This is a genomic window from Pseudomonas sp. NyZ480, assembly GCF_029537255.1.
Taxonomy (GTDB): domain Bacteria; phylum Pseudomonadota; class Gammaproteobacteria; order Pseudomonadales; family Pseudomonadaceae; genus Aquipseudomonas; species Aquipseudomonas taiwanensis.
Map to the genome: position 1 here is coordinate 2,812,215 of NZ_CP120626.1, position 13,792 is coordinate 2,826,006.

The following is a 13,792-nucleotide window of genomic DNA, read 5'->3' on the forward strand; positions in this document are numbered from 1 at the left end:
GCACAACGCCGCTCCCATAGGGAATGCGCAGGCGTGGCGACCATGAACAGTCGGCGCATGGCCAAGAACACAGGGCCGCACATGGTGTTCACCGACCTGCAAGGGGTTGGGCCAACAGCTGCATACGCTGGGCGATGGCCTCTGGCGGTGCGTCCGGACGGATCTTGCTCCACCGTTTGCCTGCCACATCCCCGGCAATCAACTGGGTCGAATGCTGTTCGGGGCTAGGCAGGAACTGGCCGATACGCCCCAGCACCAGGTCGACACTGGCCTTGTCACCGGTCAGGAACAGCCAGTTGGGGCCATCGACACCTTGCTTACGGGCATAGGCCTTTAGCGCAGCAGGCGTGTCGTTTAGCGGGTCGCTGCTGATGGAGATGAAAGTCACCTGGTTGGCCAGTTCCGGCCCCATGGCGGTTCGTACCTCCTGCAACTTGCGAGTGATCAGCGGACAGGCGTCGTTACAGTGGGTGAAGATTACGTTCAGCATCACCACCTTGTCCTTGAGCACATCACTGTAGAAGCGCAGCGCGCGACCGTTCTGGTCCACCAGCAGGGTGTCGGTGAACCAGGTGTGGGCGTCGCGGGTGCCGCCGCCACTGCTGTACGCGTACGGTGCCGGTTGTGGCGCCGGGGCATCCGGCGCATGGCCGTCGTGAGCCAACGCCACCGAGGTGAGGATCCACAGGCAACCGACAAGCATCAGCCAGTCGAAACTACGCATGCCGCAACGGCGAGAGGTCAGGCTGCTCATGGTTGCACCTCGGACTGCTCAGGGTTGGCGGCGATCGCCGTGCTCTTGGCGTGCACCCGGCGGGCGCTGAGGCGGTTGATTTCCTCGATCAGCACGGCCGGGTCGGTAAAGCCGTAATAGCGCGTCCAGTGGCCGCTGCGACCGTCGCCTACCAGAATCAGGGGCGGATGCTGGCGCAGGTCGGCGCTGAAGCTCCCCAGGCCCTTGAGGGTTTCGCTGATGGCATAGGGCGAGCCGGTCAGCCAGCTCCAGCCAGGCCCATGCTGGAAGGCCTTGGCATAGTCGCGCAGGCGCTTGGCGTCATCGCGCTGGGGGTCGACGCTGATCGACACCAGTTGGATCTCCTCACCTACGCGGCCGCCCAGTTGCTGCTGCACCTTGCCCATGATCGAAGACACCACGGGGCACACCGTGGTGCAACGGGTGTAGATGAAGCCCATGACCACCAGACGCTCGCCCACCAGGTCTGTCTCCAGGCGCACCGGCATGCCGTTCTGGTCCAGCAGTGCCACATCGGCAAAACGAACGCTGGCCTTCTCCTGACGCGCAGCCGGAGGTTGCTCGGCGGCACCGCTGTGGTCGTGGCCGGCGTGGGCCTGCGCGAGGTTGCTGGCCAGGACCAGGCTCAGGGCAAGCACTTTGCAAGCATGCAGGCTGTTCATCGCACACTCCTAGTTTCAGCTTCAGGGGCTTTTGACACGGTGGCCGGCAGGACACGCAGGCTGGTGTAGTTTTCCTCGGCGAACTTGCGACCCAGCGAAGGCGACTGGACATGCAGGTACCAGGCGCCCGCCTCGGGCAGGTTCAGCGCAGCCTGGTAGACCCCCTCGCCCACTTCCTTCAACGCCTCGGTGCGCGGCATTGAAGAAGGTGCCAGGAAGTAGCGCAGGCTCAGGTCGCTCAACCCTTCGCGTGGCTTGCCGTCATCGCCGAGAATGCGTACCCGAGCGGTGAACGCGCCCTGTTGCGCCAGAGGTTGGTCGGTGCCGATGAATTCGGCATGGGCACCCTTGCGTCTGAGCGCATTGGGAGCGCTCGTCACATCGGTACTGAAGCAGTGGATGATCTGCGGTTGGTTGAGCAGGAAGGCGACATCGAACTTGCCGGCCGCCGGCAGTTTCACCGTCGAACCATACACACCCGGCGCCAGTTCGCGCAGACTGCGGTCGATGACGATGGCGGCGCGGGCCTGGTGGCCCCGGTTGTTGTAGCCGGACATAGGGGCATTCATGCCCTCGGCATAGAAGTAGGTGGTGTTGTCTACCGGGTTGACCACGAACACCGAGTTGTCATCGCGTGACACCGACAGGCCTTGTGCGAGCGGCAAGTCACCCGCCTGGCGCGGCGCGGCGGGGCCGGCTTCGAACCCCTGGGTGATTGGCTCACGTCCCTCGCCCAGGCTGCTGAGGTTGATCATGCTGACTTTGGGCGAGGCCAGGCCGCGCACATAGGCATAACCTTTGGTGAAGGTCAGCTGGTACGGTTCGGCTGCGACTGGGATGCGGTGGATCAAAACGTCGGTACTGGCATCGATGACCAGGGCCTGGCTCTCCAGCGTGTTCAGCACGATGCCGTAGCGACCGTCGCTGCTAAAGCGCATCGGTCCCAGGCCCTGCTCTGCCTTGATGATGTGGCGCAATTGATGACTGCGGGCATCGAACACCCGCACCGAGCCCTCCTTGCCATCGACCACATAGATCGCCTGGGACAGCTGCGAATAGGCCACCGAAAGCGGGTGCGGGCCTACCTGCAGGGTCTTGAGCAGGCGCATTTCGGGGATATCGATGATGCTGAGCGTGCCGCCATCGCGGTTGGTGATGAAGGCGTAGCGCGAGTCGCCGCTAAACGCGATTTCGTGGTGGCCGGAACCGGTGGCGAACGATTTCAGCGTCGTGCGTGCGGGTATGTCGATCACGGTCACCCCGCCCTTGGCCGGGTCGTCGCTGTTGTTGCCGACCCATAGCCGATGCTGGTCTGGCTGCAGCGCAACGCGCACAGGCTGATCGCCGGCGTCGAGCGTTGCCACGCGGGTGAAGGTTTCAGTGTCGATCACCGCCACCTTGCCGCGCTCTGGGATCGACACGAACACCTGTTTGTCGTCACCCGTGGCAGTCCAGTCCATCGGCCGCCCTGGCAGTTCGATGCGCGCCAAGGTACTGGTCACGCCGCCGACCGATACGGTAGGGTCGATCACGGTCAGGCTGGCGTCCTTGTTCAGCACGAGGAGGAAGTAGCTGTTGAGGTCGAGCAAGGGCCTGGCACCGATGCTGCTTTTGAGGAACAGCGCCACCCTCGCCTTGCAGCTGTTGTCACGCTCGCCGCTGGGTGCCGACTGGGCCGGGTCGATCCAGGCACCCGGCGCCATGCCCGACAGCGGCTGACCGCTGGTCTGGTCGCTCACCTTGAAGCGGATGTTGGCGAAATCGCCCTCGCGCAACTCGCCACCGGCCAGTGGCCGCGCCTCGAACTCCACGGTCACGCCGTCCCGGCTCATCCGGTGCAGGGCCTGCTCGTCGGCAGCCTCTTGCAACAACTCGCGAGGGTCGCACCAGAGCTTCTCATACGCAACGCCCAGGCCGATCAGCGCAACCCCCAGCATTACCCCCATCAAAGCAGGGCGAGTCTTCTTGTTCATGCTCGCGTTCCCCTCGTCACTGCGCTGGCGCCGTCGTCGGCGGTGCTTCGTTGGTTACCCGCAGGATGCCCCACAGCCCGGAAAGGTTGCCGTAAGCGGCATAGTCGCGGAACAGGTAGTCGCCTGGTATGGCATTGGCGCCCCCGGCACTTGGCAGCATGAAGCTGAAGTGCGCGGCTGGCAGCACACTCTCCTGGGCACCTATGTACATCGACATCGGGTTGTAGCCGAAGCGGACCGATCCGATCCCCGGCAAGCTGCTCGGGTAGCCATCGACATCGTTCTTCTCTGCCTGGTACGCGTGCAGTGGCCACAGATGCCCGTCCAGCTGGTAGGTCATGCCTCGGCTGCCCCCACTGGGCATGACGATGTGGTTGCGCACCGCCTGGCCAGGCTTGGCATACAGCACCGGGGTCAGCGGGTCGCCACCGACCAGGGCGTTGCTGTAGGCCATGTGGGCATTGGGCACGTCACCAAAGCCCAGGCCATCGGCGCGGCCGAACGGTGAGTCCGGGGCCATGCCGAAGCGCAGCCACAGCGGTTCGGTCTTGTAGTTGACGGCCATGTTGCCGTTGTCCTGGGGATCGCCCGCCGCCCCATTGCCCTCGGTGTTGATGCCTTCCACTGGACGGCCATCAGCCCAACGCATGTTCAGCGCTCGTTGCCAGACCGTGACGAAGTCGCGGTAGTCCGGCTGGCCAGAGACCTTCACCGTGGCCTGGGCGCGGCTGGCAGTGTCCTCGGTCCAGGTCGCGGTTTGCGGCAGGATGCTCATGGCGCCCACCAGGCCTTTCTGCGGCTGTTTGATGACGTCCGAAGGGGTCAGGTTGAGGCCACCGAACTCGATGGGGGTGGTGTTGATGTTGTCCACCGTGCGCCCCAGTTGCAGCGCCGGCTTGCCCTCCCGTTCCAGATGCCCGGCGTAGTACTGGTACACCTTGGTCGGGTAGGCACCACTGGTACCAGTGCGTGGTGGAACGGTCTGCACCGGGTTCAGGCCCACGTTCACGCCATCGGACTTGGTGATGTCATAGGCCAGCAGTTGCGCGTGCAGGCCCACATGGCTGGACGGACGCATCAGGTTGTTGGCGAAGGCTGTGGAACCTTCGCTGTCGAAGCGGTCGCGCTTGACCACGTTGTGCATCACGGCGGTACTTGGCAGGTCTGGCATCACCAAGGGCAGACGGTTTTCCAGGGTGATGCTGATGCAATCGCCTGCGTTGGCGCGCAGAATCAGCGGCTCCACCGGCACCCCCGCCTTGAGCTTACCGGTGGTGGCGTCCAGGTCGGCCTTGCGCACATACAGCACGGCGGTGGGGTCATGCAGCGGTGCGCTGTGGCCACCGATGGTGAAGGTCCCACCGTCCTCCGGATCGACACCCGAGACTTGCGCGATGCTGGTCCTGCGGCTGTTGAACACCAGCGTGCCGCCATTGGCCTTGAGCGGTCCGCCGACATGCTGGCCAATACCGGCAGGGTCGTTGATGCTGACCCCGTTGCGGTTTTCCAGAATGTCGTTGGCCAGCGCCGCAACGATCTCGTAGTTGCGCTTGACCGTCGTACGGGTGCCGATGCCATTGGGGTTGGCGGTGGTTTTCGGGCAGATACCGTCAAAGTTCACCGTGTTACGCATCGCCACCGGCTGTGGGTTGTTAGGCAGCGGGTAGAGGTCGGCGCGTTGGGCGGTATAGTTGCGCATGATGCCCCAGATGCCGTTCCAGTAACCCTCGAGTGCCGCATCGAGGGAGTACAGATAATCGCCATTGGTCGCGGCAGAACTGGAGATCATCGACACCGGCGCCATGAAGCCCAGCTGCTCGGAAATACCGATCATCTGCGAGGACTTCCAACCCGAGTTGGAGCTGTTGCCGAAGCCGCTGCCGTTCTGCAGCCACTTGACACCGTGCAGAGTGACGTTGTGCTCCTCTTCATGCCCACCAGCGTGCATGCGCAGGCGGACGTTGTCGCCCGAGTAGGTGCGCAGCATTGGGGTGAACGGGTCGCCTGGCTCGCTGCCAGCCTTGTTGATGTGCGGCGGGAACAGCGTGGTGCCACCGGTAGGCCCGACTGCCGAGGTGATCGCCGAAGGCGCCAGGTTCATTGCCGGAATCGCGCGGTCGGTCCGGCTTTGCAGGGCATAGCTCAGGTCGCCGCCGAGGCCGTCGGCCTGCATGCCACGCTTGCCGTCCGGACCGACCTTGTTCGGGTCGAACACACGCAGGGCAAGCGGCTCGTTGCGATAGTTGACGACGAACATGCCGGGGTCGTCCACGGAGATCGCCTGCGGGCATGGGCGGGTCGGGCAGCCAGGGTTGATGCCGCCGCGTTCTTCGACGATCGCTTCCAGCAGGTTCGACGCCTTACCCCGCACTGGCGGGTTGATGGCGTAGCGGAAACTATCGCCGGTAGCCGGATAGGCCTGACCATTGGGGATGCCGTCGGGACCGGCACCTACATACACGCCGGCTTCATAGGCATGCTGGAAGTCGCTGTACTCCAGGAAGAACTCGCGATAGCTGTCGTTCTTGCCGTCCCCATCGTTATCCCCCGTCTGGATTACTGCCTGCCACGAGGTTGGGCCGCCGTCCTGGCGCAGGGCCGGGTTGTACAATTGCTCGCCGGTTTCGGCGTGGTACCAGGTGGACCCTGCGGGTTCGGCCAGCACGGTGGCGTACAAGCCCAGTTGCTGGTGGGTCGATGGGCCGAGGTGGTCGTGGGTGAAGATGGTGCCCAAGCCACGGTCGACGTTGTACACGTTTACCAGTGGGTCGGCGAACCAACGCTGCATTGCCGAGCGCGCGCCGAGCCAGTCGGCCCTGCCGAAGCGACCGAAATACGGATGTTGCTTGGCTTTCGGGCAGGCAGCGGTGCCGTCCCGCGCGTCGCCTTCACTGCAGTTGTTGAAGGAACGGATGGCAGCTATGCGCTCGACGACGCTGCCAGGCGAGAGAATGCCGTCTTCATAGTTCCAGCCGTTGGCCGAACCATCGGCCGCCGTGAGATCCCATTTCGGCAAGTGAATGTGCTGCCCGATCACATCGGTCGGGGTACGTACCTGGTAGTCGTCCATTTCATAGAACGACGGGATCAGGTTGGTGTGGGTGTACATCGTGCAGTCGAAGGTGTTCATGCGCATCACCAGCGGCTCGGGTGGACGCTGCTTGGTGATGACCGGCCAGGCGTCCTCCCAGAGTGAGAGAATACGCGCCTGCGGGAAGTGGTAGCCGACCTTGTTGTACACCGCGTCGAACTGGATGTTGGCAGCTTTGTAGATACGTGGACGGTCGGCGGTGAAGGTGGACGAGCCGCGGAAGCTCATGCCCATCAGGCTTTCACCACTGAAGAAATCACCGGGGCCCGAGGTTTGGGTCAGGCGTTTGCCTCGGTCATCCATGCACGGCTCATAGAAGGGTGCACCCGCGGTTGGCAGTGCACCGTTGGTGCGAAACGCCTTGGCAACCGGCTGGCTACCGGGGATGAGCGCATAGCTTGGGTGTTCGGCCTTGGCGTGGAACTGCATGGCCGCCTGCTCGACGTCGGTACCTTCTTCCGGCAAGTAGATGGGCTTGGCCTTTTCAACCACCTTGGAGAAGTCCAGCTTGGTCATGGTGGTGACAGCCTCGCCACCTGCGGATACGCCGTCGAGTGCATGGCGGCCCAGCCCCCCGTCCCAGCCATCGACCTGGTTCGGGTCGAGGTTGGCCCACAGGGCCTTGCCGCTGTCCTTCAGTTGTCGGGCCAACGCCGGGTCGAGCATGTCCAGCGGTGGGGTCGGTGGCCGTTGGCCCACACTGCTCTCCATGCCGCCGATCCAGAACGGATAGCCGGGGTTCTTCAGTGTGCCATCGGCGTTGCGGTTGGCCTCGGTACGGTCCACCAGTGCCAGTGAGCCCACCGCCTTGGCTACTGCAGGCTCATGACCATGATCGTCGTCACCCTCCTCTTGACCCTCGTTTTCTTCCTGCCCAGCCACCAGGGACTCGGACAGCTTTGGCACCACCACGACCTTGCCTGGCATCGGCGCCATTGCCTTGCCCGGGAGCGGCACGATGGCCGGAATTGGCGTACCGGCGACAATCTCGCCGTCAGGCAAAGCACGGGCGCCCGCAGCGGGTTTGCCGCTGCGCAAGGCGAATGGCGTGCTGTGGTAGCCGCTCTCGCCCTGCCCGCTGACCTCCAGGCGCGTGCCTTCCTCGAACACATCGTGCACCCGCCACATTGCCCACATGCCTTGCGCGAAGTGTGGGTAGAAATGGCAGTGGTAGATGGCATCGCCTGCCACACGGTTACGGTTGCCCGAGCCACCGTTGGCGATTTCGTAGGTGTAGCCGATACCCGGCCCGATACCTTGGGCATCGATGTAGTCGGAGTTGTCGTCATTGGGGTTGAACAGCCACTGGTGCCCGTGCAAGTGGAAAATGTGCTGTTCATGACCATTATGAGTGTTGCGGAATTTGGTGAAATCACCGATGTAGCTGTGGTGCACGTTGGCCGGCTCCGCCGGGTACAGCGCCATGCTGGCCTTGACGCCGATGGCACTGGCCGGTGGTACTTCGCCTGGGCGGATGTGCTCCAGGCCAACGTTGGCCGGGACATCCACCAGGGTACCGATGTCTCCTACGGTATGGGCGCTCAGGAAGAACTCTTCATACGCGCACGACAGGCAGTCGTGCATCGGCCCAACGCCCAGGCGATTGGCCACCACCTCCGCGCCCATGCCGCCAGAGCCATAGTTGATCATGAACGAGTCGCGGGCCGGCTCCAGCACATGCCCCATCACCGGGTCGGCCCAATAGCCAGGAAACGCCTGGGTGCCTGCGACTTCATCGGCAAACTGCGAGGCGAAGTCGCGGAAGGCTTCCAGCCGGTTGGGCAATGCCGGGTTGCGTTTATTGATGCTTTCCAGCGGATAGGTCGAGCGCGGGAAACTGCCGTCCGGGTTGGGCCCCATGACGATCGCATCGGTGTCGCTGCTGAGAATCTCGTTGCCGTCGACCATGGCGATGATCGGCTTGCCGGCCTTGCCTTCGGCGATCCAGGGTTCGACCTGCGGGTATCGCGCTTCGTAGTCGATTACCGGCTGGCCAGTGGCAGTACGCCCCGTCGTGGCCAGGCGCATTTCCTCTTCAGTCAACGTGTTTCGGTAAGTACGACCCAGTTTGGGTACCACCACCACCTGCCCGAACAAGCCGTTGGCAACATTGCCAGCGGCACCTTCGCCGCCAAAGGTCGCGGCCTTGCTGGTGGCTGCAAATGCGCCTTCACGCTCGGCATACAGGGTGTAACTGCGAGTACTGCCGGGCGCAACCAGGAAATTGCCGTTACGACCGGTGTTGGCAGAGATGTCGGCAATGCTGTTGACCGCCTGCATGCCATTGACCTGGAAGCCGACCAGTCGCTCGGCGACCTGCTCATCGGCAACGAAACCTTCGCCGCCTTCATTCTCGACCTGGTTCTCGACTTCCGCCTCCCCCTCGCCTTCAGGTGCTTCCACATCGAAGCCATGTTTGTTGGGGTTGGCCTTGTAATCGAGCAGGTTGGTCAGGTTGACGGTCAGGCAATCACCGGCAGCCACCCGCAGCACGATCGGCCGCGGGCGCTTGTCCGGGCGCAGGGTGACCTTACCCGGTACGGCCGCACCGCCATTGCTGAGCGGTACGAGGTTTTCATCCACCACATCCTGGCGGAGTGCGAACATCATGCCGTTGGCGTTTTGTGCGCCGAGGCGGTTGAACATCAGGGGCTGGTCCAATGCCACCACGTTGGCGACCAAGGTGCGCTGGCACTGCACCGCCGCTTCGCTGGTAGCCTGCCAACCGAGGACGGCCAGCACGAGTGAGGTCAGGACAGAGCCTTTGATCGGGGTCGACATGCTGCACCTCCGGGACACAGGTAAACTGCGAGGAGACGGAGCAAGGTGTATGCCATTTGGTAAAATGGCAGTATTTTCAATTACTTGAACAATCTACCGAACGGTATTGGGGAGGATTCCCCACCCCTGTTCCCCCAATTGGGGGGACCCACTGGCAAGCGCCAGTTGGACTCAAGGTGCTTTCGCTTCCTATTCAGTACATATCGCCGCTGGCAAATCTTGCGTCGGCCCTTGCGCAAGCCCCCCGGAAATCTGCAGGATTACACGCCGCCCTTCTTCAAGAACGGGCAATGATCAAGTGCCGCACAGGACACCGTTGCCGATGCCCGTCGACCTGCAAACACTCTACCCAAGACTGATCCACCTGATGCTGGACACTGTGTTCGTAGTCGACCGGGACAACCAGATCGTTTTCGTCAGCGATGCGTGCGAGGCCCTGCTGGGTTACCGCGCTGAAGAGCTGATGGGCACCCTGATCACCGACTACATGCATCCAGATGACCTGTCGGCGACCCGTGCGTCGATCATCAGGGTGATGAACGGTCAACCCCATTTCGATTTTCGTAACCGCTACCTGCGCAAGGATGGCGAAGTCGTGCACATCCTGTGGTCGGCCTTCTGGTCCGAAGAGATCGGTGCTCGCATCGGCGTCGCGCGGAACGTGTCGGCTCTGACCAAGGCTGAGGAGGATCTGCGCTTTCTCGCCCACCACGACCCATTGACCAAGCTGACCAACCGCTCGATTTTCAACGACCGGCTCGAATCGGCACTGCGGGCTGCTCAACGTCACGGCCGCAGTCTGGCGTTGCTGTTCCTGGACATAAATGATTTCAAGCACATCAACGATGTCCATGGGCATGCGATGGGCGACCGCGTGCTGTGCATGATCGCCAGGCGTCTGGAAGGCTGCGTGCGCGAGACCGATACGGTGGCGCGCATCGGTGGGGATGAATTCACGGTGCTGATGACCGATGTCCAATCGCAGACCGCCGTGTCAGAGAAGGTCGCGCAGATACTGGCGGTGATGTCCGAGCCGTTGGGGACCGAATTCAATGGGCTGAACATGCCGTCCTGCAGCGTTGGCGTGGCCTACTACCCCGAAGATGGGGAAGACGCCGATACCCTGCTCAGCCGTGCCGATGGCGATATGTACCGGGTCAAACGACAACGCTCCACCACGGGCTGAATTTTTTAGGCAAAATGCCACTACTCTGACTTTCAATCCCTGAACCCTGCCGCTAGAGTGTCGCCGCCGGGAATTGGATCCCGGTCCTCGTGTCATGGAGAAGTCAGTGAAGTACCTCAGCAAATGTGCAGCAGCAACCGTTCTTGGCTTGGTTCTGGCCGGTTGCACCGGAGCACCGATCCAATCTCGGCACTATGACAGCAACGAATACACCGTGCTCGGCCACAGCCAGGCAAGCGCTACGGGTATCATGCTGTTCGGCATCATTCCGATCCGCCAGAACAACCGCTTCGTTCGCGCACAGAACGCGGCCATCAAGGCCAAGGGTGGCGATGCCATGATCAATACACAAGTGCAGGAAAACTGGTTCTGGGCTTGGGTCCTCAGTGGCTACACCACCACCATCTCCGGTGATGTGATCAAGCTCAACAACGTGCAGTAACCCTTTCGCGCCACCTGTCGAGCCAGCTCGGCCGGTCGCGCAGGCCTGATCGCTGCGTCAGGCCACCGGTTCCGCGGTGTCCACACGGCGTTTCTGCCCGGAGCCATTCCAACGCATCACGACCACACGTACCGCCCAGTTCCAGCAATACCCCACCAGCACCCCGCCGACAATGGCCAGCACCACGGCAAACGCCTGGTGATCGAAAAGACGCCGCGCCACGGACTGGAATTGGAAGTGCGTCAGGTAGATGTACAGGGTCGACGAAGCAATCGCCGCCGCCGCTCGAGCGATGATCGCCGGCACTGCGACCGGCCGCAGCCAGATCAACGCGAGAATCGCCGGCAGTGCAATGTCGATAAACCCAAGTTTCGCGACCTCCTCCCCACCATGGCCCGCCAGTGCGACCAAGTCCAGCTCACCGATCACCAAGACCGCCACCGCGCTGACGACCCATTTGCGTACCGTCGAATCGGCAAAGTGCACGGCCATGCCCAACACCATGATCGCGAGGAAATGCTGTGGTACTCGGTTCAATAGCACCGTGGCGTCGAAGACGAAGGACCTCAGCAGCACATCGAGCACCACCAGCGCACAGGATGCCAGCACCAGGTTGCGGAACGGGTTGGCCATGACTCGCCTACGAATCCGGTCGACCGACAGCAGCAGTCCGATGATCACGATCATCTGCAGCAGCACCTCGATGTACCAGGAGTTGAACACGCCGACCTCGGACGTCGGGAACCAGTTGTTGATCAACAACAGCGATTGCCAATGGAAGGTATCGAACACCAGCTGAGTCAGTACGTTGTAGCCGATAGTCGGCACCGCGATGGTAGCAACGGACTTCACCAGGGTTCGGGCGTCGCCACGTTCATCGATGGCCCGGAGTTGAAACCTGGCCAGGCTAAGGCCAGAGATGAGGAACAGAACCGAGGTCTCTCCCACCACGCGCCAGTTCTCGAACACATGGAAATGGCCGATGACGATGAGCAGGATGCACAGCACCCGGAGCAACACCGGTATTTCCATGGCCCGGGTTGCCAGCCCGGATGCCTTGGCCTGCCCGGCCATTTCCGCGAGCTCGCGCACCGCAGTGGTCTCCCACCGATCCGGTAGATGGCCAAGCAGTGACTCCAGCGCCATGGAGGCCTGGACGAAGGACAGCGAATCGCCGCCCAACTCGACGAAGGTCAGGTTGGCATCGACGTTCGGCACCTGGAGGATCCGCGCCCAGGCCTCGCTGAGCTGGACCGCCAGCGGGGATAGCTCATGGCTACCGAGCGCTGCCGTAGGTGCCTTGTCGAAGGCCGGGGGCAAGGCCCGCTTGTCTATCTTGCCGTTGGGCGTCAGGGGGATGGCATCGAGAAACACGAACAGCGCAGGCACCATATAGTCTGGCAATTCACTGCCCAAAGCATCACGCAGTGCAGCGGCCGTTACGGGCTGCGCAGGGACACAATAGGCCACCAGCCTGACCATCGGACCGTCGTGATTGGCCAGTACGACGCACTGTTTGACCTTCGGGTGGCGGGCGATGGCGTTTTCGATCTCTGCCAACTCGATACGATGCCCGCGAATCTTCACTTGACTGTCAGCACGCCCGAGGAAACTGACGCTGCCGTCTGGCAGATAGGTCCCCAGGTCGCCGGTGCGGTAACAGATGTCGTTCGCGGCCCCTGTGAAGGGGTTCACCACGAACTTGTCAGCGGTCAACTCGGCATCGTGCCAGTAGCCCAGCGACAGGTACGGGCTGCGGATGTAGATCTCCCCCGTTTCACCCTCGCTGACCTGTTGCCGGGCCTCGTTCACTAACAGCAACTGCGCGCCATCGATCCCCTTGCCAAGCGGGATCTTGCCGCTTTCGGTTCTAGGATCGACCTGGTGGAACGCCATGGCCTGTGGTGTTTCGGTGGTCCCGTAGAAGTTGACACTGACCGTGAGCGGAGCGATGGCCCGGATCTGCTGGTACAACGCCGGACTCAAGGCGTCGCCGCCCCAGAACAAGTAGCGCAACCGCTCGAACACCAGTCCGTTCATTCTGGCGCCGGTTTCGATCAGCTTGCCCAAGGGCGGCGTCAGGTGCATGACCGAGATACCCTGTTGCTCGATCCAGGCGGCCAGCGCCGCCGGGTTGGTCAAGGTAGCCTGGGCTGGGCAAATGACTTTCGCCCCGATCGACAAGGGCGTGAAGACGTCCCGATATACCGGGTCGTGGCCCAGGCCCGACAGCATCGAAAAGCAGTCGTCGCGGCTGAAACCATGATGACGGACATGCCAGTCGATGAAGTGCACCAGCGGTGCGTGGTGGGTCACGACTCCCTTGGGTACCCCGGTGCTGCCGGAGGTGAAGGTGATGTACGCTGGCTGGCCAGGGTCGACCTCGGGTAACGGCAGGTAGTGGCCGGCGAATCGCCGCAGGGCCTCGCCGGGCGCCTCGGGCACTTCGATCAGGCCTGGCTGCGGGCCTGAGGGGTCGAGGTCGAGCTGGGCATCACCGCACAGCAGGACCTGCACAGGTTGAAGGGTGCGGATGATCTGGTTCACTCGCGCCGTCGGATAGGCGGCGTCGGCAATGGTGAACGTCAACCCCGCCCGCAGGGCGCCGAGCATGGCGTAGACCATGCCGGCACAACGGCTGGCGACGATCACCACCCGATCGCTGCCCTGGGCACCTTTGGCCAGCAACAAGACCGCCATGGCTTGGCTGATCGTTTCAAGTTCGTGGTAACTACAGTGGGTATCGTGGGCGATGATCGCGGTGGCATCGGGCGTTTGCCTGGCCTGATGCAGGAAGTCCAGGAAGATCGGCCGCTCGGCACGGTATTCCAGGAACAGTGTCGGGTCCGGACGCGAGTCCTGCATGGTGGGTGTCTGCTCCGAGAGATCGGGACGTGCCTTGC

7 protein-coding genes are annotated in these 13,792 nt (G+C 62.7%); 2 read left to right on the forward strand and 5 right to left on the reverse strand.

Translation table 11 applies throughout. The features are described from left to right. Positions 1-88: 88 nt before the first annotated feature. From P3R38_RS12825 to mnxG, 4 genes are read right to left on the reverse strand one after another with little or no spacing between them, the layout of a single operon-like run. Positions 89-754 carry an SCO family protein gene (locus tag P3R38_RS12825; RefSeq protein ID WP_277686198.1) on the reverse strand — a complete coding sequence of 222 codons (666 nt, stop codon included), beginning with the start codon at positions 752-754 and terminating at the stop codon, positions 89-91. Next, on the reverse strand, positions 751-1,416 hold the full coding sequence (locus tag P3R38_RS12830; protein ID WP_023380661.1) for an SCO family protein: 666 nt from the start codon (positions 1,414-1,416) through the stop codon (positions 751-753). The genes P3R38_RS12825 and P3R38_RS12830 overlap by 4 nt, the downstream gene beginning before the upstream one ends. Beyond that, entirely contained in the window at positions 1,413-3,389 is a 1,977-nt protein-coding gene (locus P3R38_RS12835) for a cytochrome D1 domain-containing protein (protein WP_023380662.1), read from the reverse strand. The genes P3R38_RS12830 and P3R38_RS12835 overlap by 4 nt, the downstream gene beginning before the upstream one ends. 16 nt (positions 3,390-3,405) lie before the next feature. Then, positions 3,406-9,261, reverse strand: coding sequence for a manganese-oxidizing multicopper oxidase MnxG (gene mnxG, locus P3R38_RS12840; protein WP_027906918.1), 5,856 nt, complete (start codon positions 9,259-9,261; stop codon positions 3,406-3,408). A gap of 322 nt (positions 9,262-9,583) precedes the next feature. Between mnxG and P3R38_RS12845 the strand changes: the two genes are divergently transcribed. Both P3R38_RS12845 and P3R38_RS12850 read left to right on the forward strand, forming a co-directional pair. Next, positions 9,584-10,447: a GGDEF domain-containing protein gene (locus P3R38_RS12845; protein WP_104881739.1), complete on the forward strand. Its 864-nt coding sequence runs from the start codon at positions 9,584-9,586 to the stop codon at positions 10,445-10,447. A 106-nt stretch (positions 10,448-10,553) separates the two neighbouring features. Then, on the forward strand, positions 10,554-10,889 hold the full coding sequence (locus tag P3R38_RS12850; protein ID WP_023380665.1) for a hypothetical protein: 336 nt from the start codon (positions 10,554-10,556) through the stop codon (positions 10,887-10,889). A 57-nt stretch (positions 10,890-10,946) separates the two neighbouring features. On the opposite strand, the gene P3R38_RS12855 is transcribed toward P3R38_RS12850, so the two are convergent. Beyond that, positions 10,947-13,754: an amino acid adenylation domain-containing protein gene (locus P3R38_RS12855; RefSeq protein ID WP_277686199.1), complete on the reverse strand. Its 2,808-nt coding sequence runs from the start codon at positions 13,752-13,754 to the stop codon at positions 10,947-10,949. Between the last annotated feature and the right edge of the window lie 38 nt (positions 13,755-13,792).

Coding starts and splice junctions, on each gene's coding strand:
- P3R38_RS12845 (WP_104881739.1), top strand. CDS start 9,584: ATGCCCGTCGACCTGCAAACACTCTACCCAAGACTGATCCACCTGATG.
- P3R38_RS12825 (WP_277686198.1), bottom strand. CDS start 754: ATGAGCAGCCTGACCTCTCGCCGTTGCGGCATGCGTAGTTTCGACTGG.
- P3R38_RS12830 (WP_023380661.1), bottom strand. CDS start 1,416: ATGAACAGCCTGCATGCTTGCAAAGTGCTTGCCCTGAGCCTGGTCCTG.
- P3R38_RS12855 (WP_277686199.1), bottom strand. CDS start 13,754: ATGCAGGACTCGCGTCCGGACCCGACACTGTTCCTGGAATACCGTGCC.
- mnxG (WP_027906918.1), bottom strand. CDS start 9,261: ATGTCGACCCCGATCAAAGGCTCTGTCCTGACCTCACTCGTGCTGGCC.
- P3R38_RS12835 (WP_023380662.1), bottom strand. CDS start 3,389: ATGAACAAGAAGACTCGCCCTGCTTTGATGGGGGTAATGCTGGGGGTT.